Origin of the sequence: Sorangium sp. So ce145 (assembly GCF_051525985.1) — a bacterium.
GTDB classification, from domain to species: domain Bacteria; phylum Myxococcota_A; class Polyangia; order Polyangiales; family Polyangiaceae; genus Sorangium; species Sorangium cellulosum_B.
In genome coordinates, this window is record NZ_CP150315.1 from 46,157 (window position 1) to 68,887 (window position 22,731).

17 protein-coding genes and 1 pseudogene are annotated in these 22,731 nt (G+C 71.8%); 5 read left to right on the forward strand and 13 right to left on the reverse strand.

What is annotated here, in order from left to right:
* Nucleotides 1-197 precede the first annotated feature (197 nt).
* From rpoN to WMF34_RS00185, 3 genes are all read left to right on the forward strand, one after another.
* Nucleotides 198-1,718 (forward strand): RNA polymerase factor sigma-54, encoded by a 1,521-nt coding sequence (gene rpoN / locus WMF34_RS00175; protein WP_012232667.1) that lies wholly within the window; start codon nt 198-200, stop codon nt 1,716-1,718.
* Nucleotides 1,719-1,780: 62 nt separating this feature from the next.
* A complete protein-coding gene (locus WMF34_RS00180; RefSeq protein WP_437992018.1) occupies nt 1,781-2,773 on the forward strand; it encodes a hypothetical protein in 993 nt (330 codons plus the stop codon).
* Nucleotides 2,774-2,813: 40 nt separating this feature from the next.
* Nucleotides 2,814-3,812 carry a hypothetical protein gene (locus WMF34_RS00185; protein ID WP_012232669.1) on the forward strand — a complete coding sequence of 333 codons (999 nt, stop codon included), beginning with the start codon at nt 2,814-2,816 and terminating at the stop codon, nt 3,810-3,812.
* A gap of 58 nt (nt 3,813-3,870) precedes the next feature.
* Here the strand turns inward: WMF34_RS00185 and WMF34_RS00190 are convergent, their stop codons facing one another.
* Together WMF34_RS00190 and pgeF are read right to left on the reverse strand one after the other, a co-directional pair.
* Entirely contained in the window at nt 3,871-5,133 is a 1,263-nt protein-coding gene (locus WMF34_RS00190; protein WP_012232670.1) for a bifunctional nucleoside/nucleotide kinase/histidine phosphatase family protein, read from the reverse strand.
* Nucleotides 5,134-5,142: 9 nt separating this feature from the next.
* Nucleotides 5,143-5,955, reverse strand: a complete 813-nt coding sequence (gene pgeF / locus WMF34_RS00195) for a peptidoglycan editing factor PgeF (RefSeq protein WP_012232671.1) — start codon at nt 5,953-5,955, stop codon at nt 5,143-5,145.
* 86 nt (nt 5,956-6,041) lie between these two features.
* Here pgeF and WMF34_RS00200 point away from each other — a divergent pair, with 86 nt between their 5' ends.
* A complete protein-coding gene (locus WMF34_RS00200; RefSeq protein ID WP_437992019.1) occupies nt 6,042-7,247 on the forward strand; it encodes a serine/threonine-protein kinase in 1,206 nt (401 codons plus the stop codon).
* Nucleotides 7,248-7,416: 169 nt separating this feature from the next.
* Here the strand turns inward: WMF34_RS00200 and WMF34_RS00205 are convergent.
* Nucleotides 7,417-7,695 (reverse strand): annotated as a pseudogene (locus WMF34_RS00205) (hypothetical protein); the annotation flags it as partial.
* A 95-nt stretch (nt 7,696-7,790) separates the two neighbouring features.
* Between WMF34_RS00205 and WMF34_RS00210 the strand changes: the two are divergent.
* Nucleotides 7,791-10,337, forward strand: coding sequence for a PBP1A family penicillin-binding protein (locus WMF34_RS00210; RefSeq protein WP_437992020.1), 2,547 nt, complete (start codon nt 7,791-7,793; stop codon nt 10,335-10,337).
* Between the two features lie 306 nt (nt 10,338-10,643).
* Here the strand turns inward: WMF34_RS00210 and WMF34_RS00215 are convergent, their stop codons facing one another.
* The 10 genes from WMF34_RS00215 to fadI form a co-directional block, all read right to left on the reverse strand.
* Nucleotides 10,644-11,351, reverse strand: coding sequence for a hypothetical protein (locus WMF34_RS00215; RefSeq protein ID WP_437992021.1), 708 nt, complete (start codon nt 11,349-11,351; stop codon nt 10,644-10,646).
* A 129-nt stretch (nt 11,352-11,480) separates the two neighbouring features.
* Nucleotides 11,481-12,488 (reverse strand): tetratricopeptide repeat protein, encoded by a 1,008-nt coding sequence (locus tag WMF34_RS00220; RefSeq protein WP_437992022.1) that lies wholly within the window; start codon nt 12,486-12,488, stop codon nt 11,481-11,483.
* On the reverse strand, nt 12,475-13,872 hold the full coding sequence (locus WMF34_RS00225) for a serine/threonine-protein kinase (protein ID WP_157906335.1): 1,398 nt from the start codon (nt 13,870-13,872) through the stop codon (nt 12,475-12,477). Before WMF34_RS00225 ends, WMF34_RS00220 begins: the two co-directional genes overlap by 14 nt.
* A gap of 135 nt (nt 13,873-14,007) precedes the next feature.
* Entirely contained in the window at nt 14,008-15,000 is a 993-nt protein-coding gene (locus WMF34_RS00230) for a M14 family metallopeptidase (RefSeq protein WP_437992023.1), read from the reverse strand.
* Nucleotides 15,001-15,142: 142 nt separating this feature from the next.
* Nucleotides 15,143-16,120, reverse strand: coding sequence for an agmatinase (gene speB, locus WMF34_RS00235; RefSeq protein ID WP_012232678.1), 978 nt, complete (start codon nt 16,118-16,120; stop codon nt 15,143-15,145).
* An 8-nt stretch (nt 16,121-16,128) separates the two neighbouring features.
* Nucleotides 16,129-16,908: a lysophospholipid acyltransferase family protein gene (locus WMF34_RS00240; RefSeq protein ID WP_437992024.1), complete on the reverse strand. Its 780-nt coding sequence runs from the start codon at nt 16,906-16,908 to the stop codon at nt 16,129-16,131.
* A gap of 12 nt (nt 16,909-16,920) precedes the next feature.
* Nucleotides 16,921-17,481: a GNAT family N-acetyltransferase gene (locus WMF34_RS00245; protein ID WP_437992025.1), complete on the reverse strand. Its 561-nt coding sequence runs from the start codon at nt 17,479-17,481 to the stop codon at nt 16,921-16,923.
* 163 nt (nt 17,482-17,644) lie between these two features.
* The gene (locus WMF34_RS00250) at nt 17,645-18,625 is read right to left on the reverse strand and encodes an SDR family oxidoreductase (RefSeq protein WP_012232681.1); all 981 of its coding nucleotides are present in this window, start codon (nt 18,623-18,625) and stop codon (nt 17,645-17,647) included.
* A 235-nt stretch (nt 18,626-18,860) separates the two neighbouring features.
* On the reverse strand, nt 18,861-21,089 hold the full coding sequence (gene fadJ / locus WMF34_RS00255; RefSeq protein ID WP_437992026.1) for a fatty acid oxidation complex subunit alpha FadJ: 2,229 nt from the start codon (nt 21,087-21,089) through the stop codon (nt 18,861-18,863).
* A complete protein-coding gene (fadI, locus tag WMF34_RS00260; RefSeq protein WP_012232683.1) occupies nt 21,086-22,396 on the reverse strand; it encodes an acetyl-CoA C-acyltransferase FadI in 1,311 nt (436 codons plus the stop codon). The genes fadJ and fadI overlap by 4 nt, the downstream gene beginning before the upstream one ends.
* Nucleotides 22,397-22,731: the final 335 nt, after the last annotated feature.

The following is a 22,731-nucleotide window of genomic DNA, read 5'->3' on the forward strand; positions in this document are numbered from 1 at the left end:
TGTTCAGCGGTGTAGGATGCAAGCCCTGCGCTATTTTTTGGTGCAGACGTGAAAGCAAGACCCGGGCCGCTGCCCCGTTCGATGCTACGTTGGGGGTGAGGCCACCAATGAGACACTCGATGGCACGAACCTCGCGCAATGCCCCGGCCCCCGTTCGGCGGGTGGCGCTGGCGGCGAACTGAGAGAAGGAGCTCCTCATGGGCATGGAGATGAAGCTCCAGTTCAAGCTGTCGCAGCAGCTTGTGATGACCCCGCAGCTGGTGCAGGCCATCCGGCTGCTGCAGCTCTCACGGCTCGAGCTGGTCGACGAGATCAGGAAGGAGCTGGACGGCAACCCTGTCCTCGCGGACGACATGACCGACCCGAAGGCGCGGGACGGCGACAAGGGGGATCAGCGGGGGAGGAACGCGGACCTGCCGACGGAGCAGCGGCTCGAGAACGGCGAGCGGTTCGACCGAGACACCGACATCGCGGCGCGCGAGACGGAGAAGCGGGTCAAGGAAGTGGACTGGGAGCAGTTCCTGGAAAACAGGCAGCTCCAGCAGGCCATGCCCGCGCACCGGGGCGGCTTCGAGGAGCTGCCGCCGATCGACCAGAACCTGACCAAGCCGTCGAACCTGCGCGACCACCTGCTCTGGCAGCTCCAGATGAGCGATTTCGTCGAGAACGAGCGGCAGTTCGCGCTGCTCGTCATCGGCAACCTCGACGAGAAGGGGTACCTCGATCTCAAGGGGGGCGAACGTCCGGACGGCACGAAGGGGCCCGACCTCAGCCTCGTGGACCTTGCGCGGGAGGCGGAGCTCCACCCCGAGGACGCCGAGGAGGTGCTGTCGATGATCCAGCGCTTCGATCCGGTCGGGGTCGCGGCCCGCGACCTGTCGGAGTGCCTGCGGGTGCAGGCGGAGGTGCTCGGCTTCGACGACATCGAGATGGCCATCATCAAGGACCACCTCCACAACGTGGAGCGGCGCAACTTCCCCGCGATCGCGAAGGCGCTGAAGATCCCGCTGGAGGACGTCTACGACGCGGTCCAGGAGATCCAGAAGCTGGAGAGCGTGCCGGCGCGCAATTTCGCCGAGGTCGACGAGAAGACCATCGCCATCACCCCGGACGTGTACGTCATCAAGGACGGCACCCAGTTCGTCGTCACCGACAACGACAAGGGGCTCCAGCGGCTCTACATCAACGAGAACCTCGCCCAGCGGATGCTCCGGGACCCGAAGGCGAAGGAGTTCATCAGCGAGAAGCTCCGGAGCGCGCAGTGGCTGATCCGGGCCATCGAGCAGCGGCGGCGCACGATCATCAAGGTGACCGAGTGCATCGTCGAGAAGCAGCGCGAGTTCCTGGAGCGCGGCGTGGGCTACCTGAAGCCGATGATCCTCAGGGACGTCGCCGAGTCGGTGGGCATGCATGAGTCGACCATCTCCCGCGTGACGTCGAACAAGTACGTGCACACGCCCCAGGGGCTCTTCGAGCTGAAGTACTTCTTCAACTCATCCATCCACAGGGTCGCCGACGAAGACATCGCCTCGGAGAGCGTCAAGCAGGCGATCAAGAAGATCATCGTGGCCGAGGACAAGTCGAATCCCTACAGCGATCAGGCGATCGTCAAGATCCTCGAGGAGACGGACGGCATCAAGATCGCCCGCCGCACCGTGGCCAAGTACCGCGAGATGCTCGGCATCCTGAGCTCGTCGAAGCGCAAGAAGATGTTCTGAGCCGCGGCGGCCGGCCGCGGTCGCCCGCCCCTCTGCCACGCCCATCCTCACGGCCCCGAGCCATGCCCGCCGAACCGATCACGGCCGCCCAGATCTTCGAGCGCTTCTTCGCGCCGCAGTACCCGCCCGACGCGCTCGCCGACCTGGCAGGCGTGCGCTCCACGGACGCGAACCCGGCTGGAAACCCGTCGATCCTGGCCCAGATCGACCACGCAGCGGAGGTGTTCGCCCGCCTCGCGCCCGCGGCGTTCGGCGCGCCCGATCTCGGGCTCGACTTCTCCGATGCGTCGGTCCACCGGCTGGGCGCGGCGCTGACGCGCGAGCGACGCGACGCCTGGCTCGCGCCGGCAGGCGGCCCTTCCGGTGCGCGCGGATCGAGCGGCGCGTCGGCGGCCAGCGCGGGTGGAGGGCCTCCCCTGCTCGTCACCCTCGTGACGCACGGGGCGCTCTACGTCGGGGCGTGCGTCGTCAAGAATCACGGCGGAAAATGGCAGGTGCGGAGGCCCCTGTGGGAGTCGCTGGTCCGGCTCGAGTCGAGCGCAGGGACGGGCGATCTCGCGATCTTCCAGTGGTGGCTCAAGGCGCTCAGCGACGAGGAGATCGGCCGCGGCAGGCTCGTGGATCGCTACCGCACCCACGTGGAGGTGCCGACGTTCGACGCGGAGCGGCTGCCGATCCTCGCCGCGGGCGACCGGCGGATCCCGAAGCTCGCGAAGGTCCGTTACGACACGCTCTACAAGCACCTCCGCGCGCACCTGCCGGAGCTCAGGTCCGTGGGCGACGATTTCCCGTCCCCGGAGCGCTTCGAGGAGCTGGGCTTCAAGAGCATGGAGTTCGCGCTGCTCGGCGGCGGGCGGATGCTCCTCATGCACGGGGCGACCGCGGACGGGGTGCACCTGCTCTGGCTCGACGCGAGCGGATTCGTGAAGTCGCTTTACTACCCTGCGGACAGCTTCCCCGCCCACGTGGTCCAGATCGAGGGCCAGAAGATCCGGGTGATCGTGCCCGTGCGCGGCGAGAGCCAGGTGCACGAGATGCTCTGGTGGGGGGCGTAGCCGGCTCGCGCACCGAGCGCGCCGGCGGTAGGCTCGCCCCGTGCTCTCGCCCGACGTCCGCTTCGAGGGGTTCACCGCGACCGACTGGGTCCGCGTGCTGTCGTTGTTCCGGCCCAGGCGCACGGGCATCGAGGAGCGCGAGGTCGGCCGTCCGCGCGGCGGCGTCGTCGCGGTCCACGCGGGCGGCAAGCTCAGGAAGCTCGTGCACACGGACGCGGGCCGGCTCCGGATCGACGACGCGCAGCGCGCCCTCCCGCGCTCCGCGGAGGAGCTCGCCGCGAGCCACCACGCGAGCTGGGCCGCCGTCATCGAGGCGGGCGTCCTCGAGGCCATCGTGGAGCGGTTCGGGGCGCGGGTGCGGCGCGGCGACGATCTCATCGGCCAGTCGCTCCTGCTGCTGCAGCTCGCGCGCGAGGAGCTCCTCGCGGGGAGGATCGATCTCTGGCCGGCGAGGCTGCGCGGCGTGCCGATGCCCTCGGCGGGCGTCGTGCGCGGCACGCTGGAGTCGCTCGCCGGGGTCGGCAAGACGGTGGTGATCGGCCTGTTCGAAGGGGGGGAGCTCTGGACGAGCGTCGCGCTCCGCCGCGACGCCCGCGGGATCAACCTGATCCTCGGGCCGGACGAGGTGCGGGAGGACATGGGGCTGCTCGCGGGCGACTGGCGCCGCGACTACCGGCACCTCTCGCGCGCCATCGAGGAGCGGGCAGGGGAGCTGTCGCTCGGCTGCTTCGCGGAGGCGGAGACCATCCGGCAGCTCGAGGTCGACCCGAGCCCGGGCGCCTGGGCCAGGGCGGTGGCGGTGCGCGACGTGATCCTCGCGCCGGTGCCGGCGGCCCTCGCCATCCCGCTCGGGATCGACGCGGGGCGCGCGGCGCTCAGCGCGCTCCGCGCGCTCGTGGAGCGGATCGACCCGATGGGGATCGTGGCGCCAGCGGTGCGGGCGGTGCTCGAGCGGGCCGGGACCGACAGCGACATGGCAGCGATGCTGCCGTTCCACCCGCTGGAGCTCCTCCGCAAGCTGATCAGCCGGGATCGCTGAGCCGGCGCGGCCCCGCCGCAGCGCGGCCGGCGCCCCGAGCGCGGCCGCGCTGCCTGGCTCAGGGGTGCGCGGTGCTCGAGTCGCCGCCCTGGACGGCGGGCGCGAGCTGGAAGCGGCGCTCCTCGCAGGCATACGCCGTCGGGGTCAGCTCGATGACGGTGTGCAGCGGGATCGGCAGCGTCGGACACGAGGGCGCGGGGCGATCGACGAGGTAGGCGTAGAGCGCGCGCAGCACCGCCTGGTGGCCGATCACGAGCACGGGCGAGCGCTGGCGCTCGAGCTGGATGATCAGCGGGTCGAGGCGCTGGATGACGTCCTCGTACGACTCGCCGCGCGGGTAGCGGTAGCGGAACTTGTCGGCCGCGCGCGCGTTGAAGACCTCGGGCATCTGCTGGCGGATCTCCTCGTACGTCATGCCCTCGCAGACGCCCGCGTCGATCTCGTCGAGGGCGCGCCAGGCGACGTGGTTCTGCGTCATCGGGCGCGCTGTCTGGATGGTGCGGCGCAGCGTGCTCGTCCAGACGTTGACGTGCTCGTCGCCGGCGCGCTCGCGGATGAACGCGGAGAGGTTCTTCGCGTACTCGTCGCCGCGCGCGCTGAGATCCGAGTCGCCGCCGAGCAGCCCCTTCTCGTTGAACACGCTCTCCCCGTGGCGGGTCAGCCAGATCGGGTGCGGCGTGAGGTGCATGTTCATCAAGAGCGGGACGAGGCGCGCCGGCAGGTAGCCGTGGATGCGGTTCAGCACGACCTGGCGGCCGACGTCGATGATCTTGATGTAGCTCCGCTCGGGCTCGCCGAGCGGCTCGTACGCGCGGGCGTAGTGCGCGATGCGCGCGCGGAAGTCGCGCAGCGCCGCCTCCGGGTCGACGCCCTGGTAGTCCGGCGAGCGGAGCTTCGTCTCGCGGACGTTGGTCTCGATGATCGACTCGTCGTTGCAGATCGACTCGATGAAGACGACCGGGAAGCCGTGCGCCTGGCAGCGCTCGATGACGAGGTTCCGGCGAGCGCGCGTGCTGTTCGTGGCGTCGTAGATCGCCACCTCGCCGCCGGAGCTGAGCCAGCCGATGAGGTCGTCGAGGGCGGTCATCGCCATGCCGAGGAGCGCCTGGCGTCCCTCGGTGTTGTTGGGGTCGAAGAACTGGTGCGGCTGCGCGGTGCCGAGGTGCGCGCGGCGGTAGTTGCCCACGTTGAAGAGCCGCGTGGGGTGGCCGAGCCACGACAGGTACCGCGCGATCTTGCGGGCGATGGACGTCTTCCCGCGGGCGGGCAGGCCCACCATGGCGAGCACGATCGGCGAGGAGTCGCGCGCGAGCGAGACCATGGGAGCGTTCTAGCCGATGACGGTACGGCCGGCGACGATGACGGAGAGCAGGCGGCCGCTGCGCTGTCCGTCGCGCCGGTACGAGAAGAAGCGGGCGGGGTCACACGCGGTGCAGCCAGGGACGTCCTCGACCGAGGTTGCGTCCAGGCCGGCCTCGGTGAGCTGGGCCTTGAGGATGCGGCGGACGTCGACGTGCGGGCGCGCGCCGGGCGCCCCGCGGACGACGGCGGCGGCGCCCGCGCTGGAGCACGCGGCGAGATCGGCGGCGACGTCGTCGCCGACCTCGAAGCAGCAGGCCTCGATGTGCGGGCCGATGGCCGCGATGAGATCCGCGCCCGGGCCGGTGAGCGAGCGGAGCGCGCGGGCCGCCTCGACCACGACCCGGCGGACGGTCCCACGCCAGCCGCTGTGGATCGCGGCGACGGCGCCGGTCCGGCGATCGGCGAGGAGGATCGGGGCGCAGTCGGCGCTGCGGACACCGCAGCCGACGCCGGGTACACGCGACAGGGTCACGTCCCCGACCTCGCGGACGACGTCGTCGCGATCCTCCTCACCGGTGAGGACCCGCGCCTCGACGCCGTGGACCTGGCTGAGGAAATAGAGCCGCGCGGCCGGGATGCCGAGGCGCCGCGCGGCGCGCTGCAGGTTCTCCCGGACGGCGGCGGGGTCGTCGCCGAGGGCGATGGCGAAGCTCAGGGTGTCCCACGGGGGGGCGCTGACGCCGCCGCGCCGCGTGAAGAAGGCGTGCGCGAAGCCGGCGGCGGCGAGGAGCGGGCTCTCGAGCGCCTCGGCGGCCCCGGGGTCGTCGATTTTTACGGTCATTTTGGCTCCACGGCGGGATCCGATGCGTCGGCTGCTTCGGTCATAGACGATACGGGTGGGTTGCGTGGTATTTTCCGGCTCCACGCATGGCTGCCGGTCCGGACCCGAACATCGGTCGAGATCTGCTCGGAGGGCAGTTCCAGATCCTTCAGAAGATCGGCTCCGGCGGTATGGGGTCGGTCTACAAGGCCGCGCAGCCGGCGATGAACCGGATGGTGGCGGTGAAGATCCTCCACCCCAAGCTCGCGAACCGGAAGGATCTCGTGTCCCGCTTCCGCCGCGAGGCGCGGGCGATGAGCCACCTCACGCACCCGAACACGGTCAAGGTGCTGCTCTACGGCGAGCTCGAGGACGGCTCGCTGTACATCGTGATGGAGTACCTGGAGGGAAAGAACCTGAACCAGGTGGTCCGCAAGGAAGGGCCGCTGCCCGTCGAGCGCGCGATCCCGGTCCTCATCCAGGTCTGCGGCGCGCTGCAGGAGGCGCACATCCAGGGGATCGTGCACCGCGATCTCAAGCCCGAGAACATCTTCCTGTCGACCAACGGCGGGCTGAAGGACTACCCGAAGGTGCTCGACTTCGGCCTCGCGAAGGTGACGGAGCGGGAGCTCAGGCCGGGGTCGGTGATGCTCACGCAGGAGGGTATGGTCTTCGGGACGCCGGAGTTCATGTCGCCCGAGCAAGCGCAGGGCAAGGTGCTCGACGCGCGGAGCGACATCTACTCGCTCGCGACCATCCTGTACGAGGTGCTCACGGGCAAGCTGCCGTTCGAGGCGCGGACGCCCATGGAGTACATCCAGCACCACGTGACGAGGAACCCGATCCCGCTCGACGAGCGCGTCCCCGGGAAGCAGTTTCCGCCGGGGCTCAGCGCGGTGCTCGCCAAGGCGCTCGAGAAGCGGCCCGAGGATCGGTTCGAGTCGGCCGCGGAGTTCGCGGACGCGCTCAAGCCGTTCGCGGGCGGCGCGGGCAAGGGCTACACGGCGATGATGCCGAAGAAGGCGAACGCGGCGCTCGAGCAAGCGTCGAAACAGCACGCCGCCGCGCTCCAGGCGAACAAGGCGCCCGCGTCGTCCGCGTTCAAGTCGCCGGCGAAGACGGTGAAGATGGTCCAGCAGCCGCCGGCGCCGTCCGCGAAGCCAGCGCCCGCGCCGGCGCCCCTCGCCAAGCAGCCCACCAAGGCGCCGGTCAAGGCGGAGGCGAAGCCGCTGCTCCTCGTCGGCATCGCGGCGGGCTGCCTGATCGCGGGCATCCTGATCACCATCGTGGCCATGCGGCTGTTCCAGGGCTGATCCTCCGCGAGCGCGCCCCGGATCGAGGCGGGCCTCCGCGGGCGTGCTAGCGTCGCCGCGCCGGCGCGCCGGGCGCTCTGGATGCGCATCGCCTGCGCCAGCGTTCACGGGGACGGCGTCATGGCCTCGGAGCAATCACGGAACCCAGGGGGAAACGAGAACGATCCGGTCAGGAAGACCGATGCGCCGGATCGGGCGTCGGATCCGCTGCGTCAGGCGTCGGATCCGCTGCGTCAAGCGTCGGATCCGCTGCGCCGAGCGTCGGATCCGCTGCGTCAAGCGTCGGATCCGCTGCGCCGAGCGTCGGATCCGCTGCGTCAAGCGTCGGATCCGCCGCGTCAGGCGTCTGATCCGCTACGCCGAGCGTCGGATCCGCCGCGTCAGGCGTCTGATCCGCTGCGCCGAGCGTCGGACCCGCTGCGTCAGGCGTCGGAGCCGCCGGCGCGGCGGTCGGGGCCGCCGGGGCGAGGGAGCGAGCCGCCGGAGCGGATCAGCGGGGCGACGCGGCCGGCGAGCGCGCCGCACCTCGAGGGCGCGCAGCGCTTGCCCGGCCAGCCGGACGGGGCGCCCCCGCAGGAGAGAGGCCCCACGATCGCGACGTGGGCGAAGCGCATCGGGATCGCGCTCGCGGCGCTGCTCGTCCTCGCCGCCGCCACGATCGCGCTCGTCATCCGGCACTACGAGGCGGATCTCCCCTCGACCCACGAGCTCAAGGACTACCGGCCCCCGCAGGTGACGCGCATCCTCGCGCGCGACGGGACGCGCCTCGGCGAGGTCTTCACCGAGCGGCGCACCGTGGTGCGCATCGGCGAGATCCCGAGCCAGGTGAAGCTGGCCGCGCTCGCCGCCGAGGACGCAGGCTTCTACGAGCACGCAGGGCTGAACTACCTCGGCATGCTCCGCGCCCTCGCGGTGAACCTCCGCTCGACCCGGGCCCGGCAGGGCGCGAGCACCATCACGCAGCAGGTCGTGAAGAACGTCCTGCTCACGCCGGATCGGACCTTCAACCGCAAGGCGCGCGAGATCATCCTCGCCCGCAAGATCGAGCAGGAGCTCACCAAGGACGAGATCCTGGAGCTCTACCTCAACAAGATCTACTTCGGCCACGGCCGCTACGGGGTCGAGGAGGCGAGCCGCTACTACTTCGGGAAGAGCGTGCGCGACGTGACGCTCGCCGAGGCCGCGCTGCTCGTCGCCATCGTGAAGGGGCCGTCGGTGTACTCGCCGCGGGTGAACCTCGAGCGCGCCGTGGCGCGGCGGGACTTCGTGCTCGATCAGATGCAGCGCAAGGCCTTCGCGGACGAGATCCAGGTGGCGCAAGCGAAGCAGGAGCCGGTCGTGCTCGCCATCGAGACCGAATCGCTCGCCGAGCTCGCGCCCGAGGTGGTCGCCGAGGCGCAGCGCGTGCTGCGCGAGCTCGTCGGGCCCGCCGCGCAGCAAGGCGGCTACACCATCACGACCACGATCGATCCGGCGATGCAGGCGGCGGCGCGCGCGTCCGTCCGCAAGAACCTCGACGCCTACGCGAAGCGGCACAAGCTGCTCGGCCCGCTCGCGCGGAGCAAGAAAGAGCCGCCGGCCTTCGAGGGGACGCCCGCCGGCCACAAGGTCTTCCGGGGGGTCGTGACGGGCGCCGACGACGCCCGAGGGACGCTCTCGGTGCGCGTGGGCACGCTGGAAGGCACGGTCACGCTCCGCGGCGCGCAGCGGTACAACCCGAACGGGCTCCCGCCGAGTAAATTCGCCGACGTCGACAAGGTGGTGCGCGTCAGCCTGATCGGCCCCGCGCCGGAGCCGGTCGTCGAAGCGGCCGCCGCAGGCCAGGAAGAGGACGAGGACGCCGCCGGAGAGGCAGGGCGCGCGGCGCCCGCGGGCAAACCGGGGAAGCCCGCGGCCCCGGCGCCGCTGCGGCTCGAGCTCGGACCCGAGGGGGCGCTCGTCGCGATCGACGTGCGGACGCGCGAGATCGTCGCCCTCGTCGGCAGCTACGAGGCGATGCGCGGCGGGCTCGACCGGGCGACGTTCGCGCGGCGGCAGCCAGGGTCGACGTTCAAGGCGTTCGTCTACGGCTACGGCATCCACGCGCGCACGCTGACGCCGGCGACGATCCTCGACACCGATCCGCTGGCCATCGCCGGGTACAAGCCGCAGAACTACGACGAGAGCGAGGGGAAGTCGCCGGCGCGGCTCCGGGAGGCGGCGGCGCACAGCGTGAACGTGGCCGCGGTGTCGGCGCTGTCGCGCGTCGGCGCCTCGAACGTGGTCGCCTTCGCCGGGGCGCTCGGCGTCCAGTCGAAGCTCGGCGCAGACCTGTCGCTCGCCCTCGGCGCCTACGAGGTCACGCCGCGCGAGATGGCCGCCGCGTACGCGAGCATCGCCGCGGGCGGCGTCCACGAGCAGCCTGTCCTGATCACGAAGATCGTCGGCCCCGGCGGGGTGGAGATCCCGCTGCCGCCACGCCCGCCGGGGCACCGCGTGATGGAGGAGGCGGAGGCCTACGTGCTCACGAGCGTGCTGACGTCGGTCGTGCAGAGCGGGACCGCCAGGCAGGCGCGCTCGCTGGGGCGCCCGATCGCTGGCAAGACGGGGACGACGAACCAGTCGAAGGACACCTGGTTCGTGGGCTACTCGACCGACATCGCGTGCGCCGTGTGGACCGGCTACGACGACGCGGCGCCGCTCGGCAGCGGCGAGACGGGCGCGATGGCGGCGCTGCCGGCGTTCGTGGACTTCATGAAGCAGGCGCACGCGAAGCGCCCGGCCGCCGATTTCCCGGTGCCGAGCGGCGTCGTTCGCGTGAAGATCGATCCGCTGACGGGTCTCCTCGCGCGCGAGGGGCAGGAAGACGCCATCGAGGAGGTGTTCGTCGCCGGGACGGAGCCGACCGAGGAGGCGCAGGTCCCCGAGGCGGACGCGGGCGCGGAGCCGGCGGACGGCGTGGCGCCAGCCGAGCAGCAGGGCACCCCGCCGGCGCCAGGCGAGGGGCCGCGGCCGGTGGAGCCGGGCGCCGCGCCAGCGCCGGTCGAGTCGGAGCACGCGCCGGAGCCGGGCCCGCTGCCGACCGGCGAGACGGCGCCGCCGCCGTTCTGAGCGGCGCGGGCGCACGAGCGCCCTGATCGGCGGCCCATGCTCCGCGCGTTGCGCGCGGAATCGAAGAGATGCCCGCCCAGCATCACGCCTCGAAGGTAGTTCCCTCGATAGCCATCCTCCGCCATGAAGAGCTCTCGAAAACACCCCATGCCGTCGGGCCGGCCGGGAACTCGGTATTGAAAGGCACGGAAGGCAATTGCCACATGGGCGCCGCGGGGCCGGTGGACGAGAGGAACGCAGGGCCGCGCGAAACGAGAGGTCGAGTCGGTCAGCGCGCTGGCGGGGACATACGCCACCTTCGTGGCGTCATCCCACCTGGCCTTCGTCAGCGACGTTACGGGCCAGGACCTTCGAGGACACCCGGCCGACGAGCCGCCGCAGGGCCTGCTTCGCGCCTATCGCGCCGCCAGCGCCGACCGCGAAGACGAGAGGCGCCGCGGCGCCGCCGGTCACCGCGACGAGGCCCGCCGCGAGCAGCACGCCGGCGCCGGTCGCCATCGCGCCTGTCGAGGCCTCCTGCGCCGCGTGCGCGAGCGCTTCCTTCCTCGTCATCTCGCCTCGCTGGTAGGCCGTGACGCCCTCGTAGGCGCCGAAGGCGCCGTCGATCACGAACCCGATACCGGCCGCCTTGCCCGCGCCCTTCAGGATCTCCCGGCCCGCGGCCCTCATCGCCTCGCGGGCCAGCCCCTTCGCGACCGCGGCCGAGACGCCGTCGGTGAGCGCGGCCTGGCCCGCGTGCCGCCCCGCCGCCTGCGCGACGATCGCGGCGGCCTGCGTTCCGCCCTGATCCCCGATGATCTTCGCCGTCGTCTGCGCGCCCAGCGAGAGCCCCGGCGCGAGCGCGTCCACGACCGCCGTGGTGTTCTCGACCATCACGCGCCGCAGGCCCTCCCGCGCGCCGTCGTCGAGGAGCCTCTTGCCCGCCGCCGAGAACAGCGCCTCCGCCGCCCCGCGGACGGCGACCGCGCCGCTCCCTGCGATCGAACCAAGGATCTTGTTTCGCTGTGAGCTCATCTCGACCTCCCCGCCTCGCGCGCCCTCGCCTCGATCATGGGGTAGCGCCCGGGTGCGGAAAGACAAGCTCAGCGACGCGCGCTCCCACGCTGCCGTGTCGCGGCGCCGGCCGCGTCCGAGCGCCTGACCTCAGAACCTCACGAGCAGGCGCGAGCCGAGGCCGCCCGGCGCTGGCGTGAGGACGAGCTCCGCCGCAGGCTTGCCAGGGGACGGCGCCGTGGGCTCGGAAGGGCTCAGCAGGAGCAGCGTGACGCCGGCGCCGATCCCGACCAGGCCGACGCCGGCGAAGACGCCGGCGAGCGTCGAGGCGGTCTTGCCCGTGTCGTAGTCGCCCTGGAGCGACGGCGGGCACTCGTAGGCGCCTCCGCCGGCGGGGGAGCACCCGTCCTCGACCGCGGACAGCGCGCCGGCGCGCACGGCCAGCGCCACGACGGTCGCGATCGCGCCAGCGCCGCCGACGCCGAGCGCGACGTAGCCGCCCATGCGAATGCCGCTCGCCGGCATGCCGGAGGCGCTCGGCGCGGAGAGCGCGTCGCGCCCCGGGAGCGGCGCGGGGACGGCCAGCGTCACGACCTGGCGGGCGCCGGGCGTGAGCTCGGCGCGCTCCGCGATCGGCGCGGCGCCACCGTAGAACAGCTCGACCGTGTGGGCGCCGAGATCGCGCTCGAGCTCGACGCCGAGGAGCCTCGGGTCGAGGGGCTTGCCGTCCAGCACCACCTGGACCGGCGGCCGGCCCTCGGCGCCTTTCAGCAGGACGGTCAACGTCCCGACCTTGCTGCCTAGCGCCCGGTAGCGGGCCTCGGCGTCATCGCTCCACCCGGCGTACTTCGCCTCGTTGGACTGGAGCGCGGCCCGCCGGAGATCCCACCAGTCTCGCCTCGCCGAGGCGTAGCGGCCGAGCTCCTCCTCGCACTCGGCGATGTTCCGGAGCGCGCCGAGCCCCTCGGGGTAGATCTCCAGCGCGCTCCGGAAGGCGATGACCGCCTGCTCGCACTGTCCGGTGCTCCGCAGCTCGCGGCCCCGGGCGAACAGCGTCTTCGCGTCCTCCTCGGCCCCGATGGCGAGCGCGCGCGCCGGCGCCGCCGCGAGCATGGCGACGCTGCAGAGCGTGATGAGCCGTCGCTCAAAAGGTCTCACTCTTGTCGATCTCCTTGCGGCGCCGGGGCACCGTGGGCGCGGCGGTCGCCGTCGCCCGCGGGACGGCCCTGTCAGCCCCGGGGCGGCGCTGCGACGAGCGCGGCTGCGCAGGTGCTACGGAGGCAGGCGGCGCGGGCGCTGCTGCGGAAGCAGGCGGCGCGGGCGCCGCCGCGGAGGCCGGCGGCTCGGCCGCGGCGGGCTGCTGCGGCGGGGGCGGCGAGCGCAGCGCGACCGCCTGGAGCGCGCCCCGCACGCCGGGGGCCATGAGCCGCGCCGGCTGCTCCAGGCGCGGCGGATCGAGCAGGCGCGCCGCCAGCGCGGCCGTCCCCCCGAGCGCGGTCAGGCAGGCCAGCGCCACGGCGGGCGCCACCCGAGGCCGCCGCGGCGGCGCGACCTCCGCGGGCCGCTCGGGCGGCGGCGCCGAGAGCGCGGCATGGTAGGCCCCGACCATCTCGCGGATCGAGGCGAACCGCTGCGCCGGCCCCTTCGCGAGGGCGCGCGAGAACCAGGCGTCGAGCCCCCGGGGAAGCGATCGCCGGACCTCCGTGGCAGGCTCGAAATCGCGGGTGCTGACCGCCACGATGATCTCCGCGATGCTGTTGCCTTGAAAAGGCGTCCAGTCCGTCAGCACCTCGTAGGCCAGCACGCCGAGCGCCCAGACGTCGGCCCGCGCGTCGACCGCGAGCGGCGAGGCGAGCTGCTCCGGGCTCATGTAGTTCGGCGAGCCCAGCATGACGTCGGCCTCCGTCTCCTGCGGCCGATCCAGGCCTAGATCGCCGTGCAGCGCCTTGGCGATGCCGAAATCCGCGACCTTCACCGCCAGCTCCGCGCCGGGGGCGTCGACGAGCATCACGTTCGAAGGCTTCAGGTCGCGGTGCACGATGCCCATGTCGTGCGCCACGGTGAGCGCGTCCCCGATCTGATCAAGGATGTGCCCGAAGCGCACCGGATCGATCGGTCCCTTGTGGCGCACCTCGGCGAACAGCGTTCGCCCCGGGATGTACTCCATCACCAGGTAAGGGATGTCGTCGTGGACCCCTGCGTCGTGGACCGCGACGATGTGCCGCGTGCGCGCGCTCAGGCGGGCGGAGATCTGGGCCTCGAACCGGAACCTCTCCAGGACGGTGCGGCTCCGCTCCGCGTCGCCGGTCAGCGAGGCGTTGAGGAACTTCACGGCGAGCTCGGTCTTGAGCGTGACGTGCACGGCGAGCCAGACCTCGGCCATGCCCCCGCGCCCGAGCGGCTGGACCAGCCGGTATTTGCCGTCGACGACCTCGTCGGGGGTGTGCTGCCAGATGTCCGACTCGTCGGCGCCGGCCTGACGAACCGCCGCGCTCGGGCTGATCCGCACGGTCGGCGGTATGCGGGGCGTGGCGGCGTCCACGCCCGAAGGATAGTGGATGCCGCGCGCGGGACTGGCACTTTTCGACAGCCCTCGCCGCCGTCGCCCTCTGGCCAGCGCGGAATGGCGGCCGCCGGCAGCCGCGCGCCCGGCGCGTACACGAGGAGCGCGGCCGTTTCACTCGGCGGCGTCGGCGAAGAGCTCCGCAGGCGGCGCGTCGATCGGCGGGGCCGCCCGCGAGGCCGCGCCGCCCACGCCGCGGTCGAGGGCGTCGCAGAGGAGCGCGCCGACGCCGGGGACGACGTTGGCGATCGCCTCGTCGGCCTCACGCGGGTTCAGCCACCAGAACGGGTTCAGCAGCCGGCGGAGGTCGCGGAAGGAGCGTGCAGGACGGCTGACCTCCACCGTGAAGGCGAGCGTTCCGAGGGTGGCGTCGAGCCAGTCGTCCATGTCGCCGACCGTGGGGTACCAGTGCGCCGCCTGGCGGATCTCGTACCGCTCGCGCGGCAGAGCCCGGCAGAAGGCGTCGCCGAGCGCCCGGTACAGCGGCTCGCGCGGGTTGGGCACGTCGGTGTGCGCCCACGGGTAGAGCAGGAAGTTGCCGCAGCTGTGAAAGCCGATCGCGAGCGCGGGCCGCGTCTCCAGCGCGACGTCGCGCAGGGCGCGCGACTCGGGCTCCGAGAACGCGTGAGGCCCCGTGTAGTGCGGCGACCACCGGAGCCGCGAGCCCGCGAACGGGTGCAGCGGCCGCGACGAGGACAGCGGCGCGAAATTCCGGTTCAGATCCACGCCGCGGGCGTTGCAGCGCTGCGACGCTCGCCGCCCGCCGCGGAGGCGCTCCAGGTTGTCGGCGAACGCGTCGGGGTTGACGACCGGCACCACGACGAGCCGCGCCCGCGCCGCCACGCCCGCTCGTCCGCCCGCCAGGATCGACCGGACCGCATCGAGCAGCGCGAGCCCGCCGATCACCTCGACCCCGTGCATGAGCGACGTCAGCAGGAACGTCGGACCCAGCGGATCGCCGAAGTCGTAGCGCCGCAGGGGTCTTCCGTTCGCGGACGTCCCGATCGCTATTTCCCGTCCGCCGTAGGTGCGCGCGAGGCGCGCCCAGGCATCAGCGAGCTGCGGGAGCTCGGCGTAGCGGCCGCATAGGTCGGGCGTGCGTGTCATTCCAGCGTCTCTTATGTGACACCGGAATGGCGGCGGGCGCCAGCGGATTGAGCGGATTCATGTGTCGCGATTCCGCGGTTCCGCGATTCGCGCAGAATCGACGATTCGTCGATTCATCGATTCGTCGATTCGTCGATTCGCGTCATCCGCGCGGCTGGTCGCGCTTGTCGCCCTTGCGCGTCGCGAGGAGAGCCAGGCCCTCGAACAGGAGGTGCGCGCCGAGGTGGAGGGTGATGTCGGCGTGATCCAGCGCGGGGCATACCTCGACGAGATCCATGCCCACCAGGTTGATCCCCGCGAGGCCGCGGAGCAGCTGGATCGCCTCGCGTGAGGTGAGCCCGCCGGGCACGGGCGTGCCGGTGCCCGGGGCATAGGCCGGGTCGACGCCGTCGATATCGAAGGAGACGTAGACGGGCGACTCGCCCGCGGCTGCCCTGATGGCGGCGGCGATCGCAGAAGCGCCGTCGCGGTCGATCCGATCCATGCCGTACAGGGTCGCCCCGGCGTGCGCCGCGAAGGCGCCTTCCTCCGGGTGGCCCCACGTGGCGCGGATGCCGATCTGGTGGAGCGCGCTCCGCCCGATGAGCCCCTCTTCGATCGCGTTGCGGAACGGCGTGCCGTGGTGGAACGGCTCGCCCCACACCTCCGAGGTGCTCGTGTCGAGGTGCGCGTCGACGTGAACGACCGTGACGGGGCCGTGGCGCCGCGACAGCGCGCGGAGCACCGGGAGCGCGATCGAGTGATCGCCGCCGACGACGAACGGGACCGCGCCGGCCGCGAGCACCTCGTCGACCGAGGCCTGGATCAGCTCGCGAACGGAGTCTGCGTGAAACGGGGGAAAGGGCACATTGCCCCCGTCGAGCACGTGGATCGCGCGGAACACGTCGACGCCGTGGCCGGGGTGATACGACTGCACGAGCGCGCTCACGCGGCGCAGCTCGTAGGGGGCGAACCGTGCGCCCGGGCGGTACGTGACGCTCCCGTCCCACGGGACGCCGAGGAGCACGGCGTCGGCGCCGGAATAGGCGGACGCGCCGGCCTCGTGGAATCCCGCGGTCGGGAGGCGAAAGAACGGCGTCTGCCCGTGCCGAAGGTACGCGGCTGCTCGTTGTTGGGACATGAGATCTCCTACAGGCTCAAGAGGTCCAGGATCACGGCGCGGGCGCGGTCCGCGAGATCCGCCGCGCCGCCGTGATCGCCGAGCGGCGGGCCGAAGGCGACGCGGGCGCTCGCCTCTCGGCGGCTGGAGAAGCGGAGGAAATGGGGGAGGAAGGTGTCGTCGCCCGCCCAGCAGAGCTCCGGATCATCGTAGGTGATGGCCGCGGGCACGACGGGGACGCCCGCGAGCCGGGCGACGCCGAAGATGCCTTTCCGGAACGGGAGGACCTTCTCTCCGCGGGTGGTCGAGCCCTCCGGGAAATTCAGCACCGGGACGCCATGGCGCAGGGCCCGGAGCGCGCTCCGGAGCACGCGCGCCCCGCTCGCCGGGCGCCGCCGATCGACGAGCAGCACGCCGAGATCGCGCGCGCGATCGCCGATGATCGGCCAGCTGCCGATCTCCTGCTTCGCGATGGCGGTGCAGGGGGTGAGCGACGCGAGGAGGATGGGATCGAGGTAGCTGACGTGGTTGGCCACGACCACGAACGGCGACGCGGGGAGCGCGCCGGTCACGCGGACGCGCAGGGAGTGCAGCGAGCACAGGTCCCGCGCGATCCCGTGGAGGAGGCGCGCCCTCTCGCGGCGGCGCGAGGCGGGCAGCGTGGGCAGGAGGCTGGTCCGGAACACGGTGTCGAGCGCGAGCCCCATCACGCCGGAGACCCGGCTGGCGATGTAGAGCGCCTCGGTCCAGGGGCGGTCGCCCGCCGCCGGCGCGCGGCGGCCGTGGTCGAGCGGAGCGGTGGTCGTCATGGTGCGTCGGCCTCAGGCCACCGCGGCGATGCCGCCGCTCTCCGCCGCGCGCGGCTCCTTCGCGTCGGCCTGGCGATCGACGAGCCCCACCTTCTCGAAGCGGGCCCGGAGCGCCATGAACGCGTCGCGATCGATGCGCGAGATGATGCGCGGGTGTCCGGTGCCATAGAAATCGGGGCGCACCTCGATCTCCTTGGCGCCGAGCATGGCGTGGAGCGCCCGCGCGGCGTGGTTGTCCTCCTCGACGGTGAACCAGCACGACTCGGCCCATCCAAGGATCGACCCGACGAACGCGCGGAGCAGCGTGTGCGTCGCGCGGGAGCCCTGATACTCGGGCAGGACGGCGAGGGTCGTGCAGTAGACCTCCTTGCCGCGCGTGAAGGAGAGCAGGTAGCCCGCGGGCCTCCCCGCGGCCTCGACGAGGAAACACGAGTCCTTGAAGAAGTCGCAGCAAAGACGGATGTAATACCGCCCGAGCTCCCCTTCGCCCGCGCCGCCGAAGAGGGTCGTCTCCAGTTTCATCAGAGTCGAGAAGTCATCGCTCCGGAGCGTGCGCGCCACATAACGGCTCATTGTTGCGCCTCCTTATTTCAATTGAATCGTTGCTATGGGCGCAGCATGCCGGGGCTCCGTGGAGAACACGTCACAGGACCCCCGAGGTTGAGAGACACGTCGGGGGCGATGGCGCGTCGAGATGGGTGGAAAATCGCGTACGGAAGGTGCCAGGACGGCAATGTCATCGTGGCCTGAGGCGCTCTGCCGCCGTGGACGGGAGTGCGAGCGCGAGGCCGGCGAAGGCGCGGGCGGTGTCGAGGAGCGCGGCGACGCCCGAGGACGCGCGCCATCCGCCGGTCACGCCGGTCCAGTGCTTCATGGGCACGAAGATGTTGCCGTCGGTGTGCGGGGCCGCGCGATCCAGGAAGGTCGCGCGGAGCGTGTACGCCGCGAACAGCCGCTCCATGAGGCCCGGGAAGGCGACGAACGCCGCGGCGGTGATGCGGCCGGCGGCGCCGACGTACACATCGCGCCGCGGCCGCTCGGCGAGGGAGACCATCGCCGCCGCGACCCGCTCGGGGTCAACGATCGGCCGGATCGGCTGGACGGCGCGGCCGGTGAAATTGCCGGCGTGCTGGTAGATCGGGGTGTCGATCGTCGCGGGCAGGAGATTGCAGACGTGGATGTCCGGCGTGCTGGAGAGCTCCTGTCTCAAGCAGGACGTGAGGCCGAGGACCCCGAACTTGGAGATCACGTAGGCGCTCATCGTCGGCGCGCCGAACTTGCCAAGAACGGAGACGTTGTTGATGAGCACCCCGGCGCCCTGCGCGCGGAAACAGGGCAGCACGGCCCGCGCTCCGTGCACATAGCCGAGCAGGTTCGTCTCGATGACCTGGCGGTAGGCCTCGTAGGGCGCCTCGTCCGCGCGCGCGTAGAGGAACACGGCGGCGTTGTTCACCCAGACGTCGATCCTGCCGAACACCTCGACGGCGGCGCGGGCGAGCGCCCGGACGGCGTGCTCGTCCCTCACGTCCGTCGGGACGGCGAGCGCCGGCGCGCCGACGCTGGCGCACTCGGCAGCGACCGCCTCGAGGGCCGCCTCGTTCCGAGCGGCGATGACGACCCGCGCGCCGCGCCTCGCGAACGCGAGCGCCGCCGCCCTTCCAATGCCCGAAGATGCCCCGGTGATAACGACCACCGCGTCGCGAATGCACTTCCGCATGACTGGCCCCCTCCCGCGCGGTCTGTCCCTCGCCGAGAGGAGAGCAAGGCGCGGGCCATCAGGGCCCGGGTCGGATGTGGCCGTGGAGCTCGATTGAAGCGGGTAGCGTGGTGGAGGGATGAAGAATTTCAAACGCGAGGGCGCAAAGGCGCAAAGACGCAAGGAGAAGAAGAGATAAATCTTTCTCTCTCCCTCGCGCCTTTGCGTCTTTGCGTTTTTTTTTTCTTCTCTCTCTTCAGCCGTAGAAGGGCTTCCCGGTCCTCGCCGCCTCGACGAGGGCCGGGGCGGGCGTCCAGCGCTTGCCGAAGCGGCGCTCGTAGATCTCGATGCGGCGGAGCACCTCCGCGGCGCCGAGACCGTCGACGTAGCGGAACGGCCCGCCGCGGAACGGCGGGAAACCCAGGCCGAAGATTGCGCCGATGTCGCCGTCGCGCGGGCTCCGGAGGATCCCCTCGCCGAGGCAGTGCAGCGCCTCGTTCACGAGCTGGAGCGAGCAGCGCAGCTGGATCTCCTCGACCGGCACCGGCGGGCCGTCCTTCGCCCTCGGCACCGGCAGCCCGAGCACGCCATAGACGCTCTCGTCGGCGTGCTTGCCCTTGCCCTTCTTCTTCGCCGCAGCGCCGTACAGGTACATCCCGCGCTCGTTCTTGCGGCCCCTCCGGTCGTCGGACACCAGCCTGGCCATCGTGGGAGGCGGCGCGAGGCGGTCGCCGAACGCCTCGAGCATGATCGGGCCGACGTGGGCCGCCACGTCGATGCCCACCTCGTCGAGCAGCGCGAGCGGGCCGACCGGCCAGCCCCACGCGACGAGCGCCGCGTCGACCTGCTCGACCGCGACCCCCTCGGCGAGCAGCCAGCTCGCCTCGTTCATGTACGGCCCGAGGATCCGGCTCGTGTAGAAGCCGACTCCATCGTTCACGACGATGACCGTCTTGCCCTGGCGCTTGCCGACCGCGACCGCCGTCGCCACCACCTCGGGCGACGTCGCCTCGGTTTGGATGACCTCGAGCAACGGCATCTTGTGCACCGGGCTGAAGTAGTGCATCCCGACCACGTTCTCCGGCCGCTTCGACGCGGCCGCGATCCGGGAGATCGGGATCGACGACGTGTTCGACGCGAAGATCACCCCGTCCTTGCCGTGCTGCTCGACGTCCCGCAGGACCGCTTGTTTCACAGCGAGCTCCTCGAACACCGCCTCGATCACCAGATCGGCGCTCCGGAGGCCCGAGCCGTCCGTCGTCGCGGTGAGCAGCGCGAGCTTCTCGTCGCGCTCCAGCGGCGTGAGCTGCTTCTTCTTCACCCGCTCGCCGAGGATGTCGGCCACGTACTTGAGCCCGCGGCCGATCGACGCGTCGTCGCGGTCCCGGAGCCGCACGGAGATGCCGGCGTTCAGGCTGACATAGGCGATGCCGGCCCCCATCAGGCCGGCGCCGATCATCGCGATCTTCTCGACCTTCCTCGGCTGCACGGCGGGGTCGTCCACGCCGGTGTCCTTCTTCATCGCGTTCGTCGCGAAGAAGAGCTCCATCAGCCGGTGCGCCGTGCTCGACGCGACGAGCTCGCCGAACGCGCGCGCCTCGACCTCCTTCGACGCCTCGAAGCCCTTCTCCGCATACGTCCTCAGCACGTCGATGATCCGCTCGGGCGCCGGGTAGTGCCCGCCGGTCTTCTTGCGCGTCTGCCGCGCTGCCTGCTGGAAGAGCAGGGCGCGGCCGATCGGGTTCCGCTCCAGGGCCGCGCGGGTGAGCGCGGCGGAGTCGAGCTTCGGCGCGCTCGCCCGCTTCGGCCGGAACGGCGGGCCGGCTTCGACACGCGCGAGCTTGAGCGCGAGCGCCGCGGCCGTCTCCCTCAGGATGGCCGCGGGGACGACGTCGTCGGCGACGCCGAGCTGCCGCGCCTTCGAGGGGCGCATGTTCTTGCCGGTGAGGCCGTGGTCGAGCGCCGCCTTCAGGCCGGCGCGCTCCGCGAGCCGCTGGAGCCCGTTGATCCCGGGGAGCAGGCCGAGCTGCACCTCGGGCAGGCCGAGCACCGTCTTCCGGTCGTCGCTCAGCACCCGGGCGTGGCAGGCGAGCGCCACCTCGAGGCCGCCGCCGAGCGCGGCGCCGTGGATCGCGGCGACGATCGGCTTCGGCGAGCGCACGATCCGCAGGATCGCCTCGTGGCCGGCGCGGCACATCGCCTCGGCCTCGGCCGCCGTGGCGACGCCCTTCAGCATCTCGATGTCGGCGCCCGCGATCCAGGTGTCGGCCTTGCCGGACACGAGGATCGCCGCCTTGATGAGCGGGTTGCTCGCGATCTGGCCCGCGATCCGCTCGAGATCGCCGGTGAACGTGGGCTTCAGCGTGTTGACCGCCTCGCCCGGGACATCGTAGGTGACGACGGCCACGCCGTCGGGGCGCACCTCGAGAGAGAGCGGGCTCGCGGCCGCGGGGGCCGGCGTGGCGGCGGCGGATGTCGTGGTCATGCGGCCTCCAGGACGACGGCGGCGCCGAGGCCGCCCGCCGCGCAGACGGTGAGGAGCGCGTGATGCCCGCCGCGCTTCTTGAGCTCGCGGAGCGTGGAGAGGACCATGCGCCCCCCCGTGGCCGCGAAGGGGTGCCCGAGCGCGATCGATCCGCCGTTGACGTTGAGCTTCTCCGGATCGATCTCGCCCACGGGGGCGGACCGGCCGAGCTTCTCCGCGGCGAACGACGGCGACGCGAGCGCCTTCAGGTTGGACGCGACCTGGGCGGCGAAGGCCTCGTGCATGTCGACGAGATCCATGTCGGCGAGCGAGAGGCCGGCGCGCTCGAGCGCCCGCGGCACGGCGAGCACCGGGGCCATCAGGAGCTGCCAGCCAGGGTCGACCGCCGCGTAGGACCACGACTTGACGTACCCGAGCGGCTGGTAGCCGAGCGCCTTGGCCTTGCCCTCGCGCATCAGGAGCAGGGCGCTCGCCCCGTCGGTGAGCGGCGACGCGTTGCCCGCGGTGATCGTGCCGTGCCGCCGATCGAAGGCCGGCGACAGCTTCGCGTAGGCGTCGAGGGTCGAGTCGTCCCGGACCACGTTGTCGCGCTCGACCGGCTTGTCATAAGGCGGCGGGATCACGTGCATGACCTCGGCGGCGTAGGTGCCGTCGCGCCAGGCGCGCGCGGCGTTCGTGTGCGAGCGGTGGGCGATCGCGTCCTGCTCGGCGCGCGAGATGCCGTTCTGCTTCGCCATCTTCTCGGCGGCCTCGCCCATCTGCTCGCCCGTGGTCGGCTCGCGCGAGAAGCCCGGGATCGGGGGCACGAGGTCCTTCAGCGAGAGGCGGGAGACGATCTCCAGCCGGGCGCCGAGCGTCCTGGCCTTCTGGAAGTCGGTCAGCGCGGAGGCGAGCTTCCGGGAGACGCCGAGCGGCACGTCGCTCATGCTGTCGGCGCCGCCGACGAGGGCGACGTGGTGCTGGCCGGCGAGCATCGCCTCGGCGGCGCTCGTCATGGCCTGGAGCGACGTGGCGCACGCGCGCGAGACGCTGAACGCGTCGGTGTCCTTGGGCAGGCCGGTGCGCAGCACGACCTCGCGCGCGATGTTGAGCCAGTCGAGCGTCGGCACCACCTGGCCGTAGACGACCAGCGTGACGTCGCGCGGGGTCACCTCGCTCCTCTGGAGGAGCTCCTTGACCACCGTGGCCGCGAGATCGACGGTGCGCAGCGCCTTGAGCGCCGTCCCCGCCTTGGTGAACGGCGTGCGCAGCCCGGCAACGACCGCCACCCGGTCCTTGCCGCCCTTCCCATTCTTGCCTGAAGCCATGTCGACTCCTCTGCTGCCGGAGAGCCCATCGCGAGCCCGCCCCGCGCGCCCCGCGCAGCCCCCCGGATCCCGGCGTGCCAGCGCATACCGGTTGGGGTAAGTCCCTTAGGTGCGCTAACGCGGCGTGTCAACCGCGGGAGGCGGGGGCGTCGCAGGTGGCGAGGCGCTGCGCGAGAGAGCGACGTGGGAGAAAGAACGGTTGGGGCAGCCCGGGTGCTAATTTGGCCCACGCCTGAGCTTGCCGGTAGCGTGGTTGGCCATGCGGAAACTCATTCTATGCAGTGCGTTGCTCTGCGGCGCTCCGGCGCTCGCGGGGTGTGCGACGTTTGCAAGCG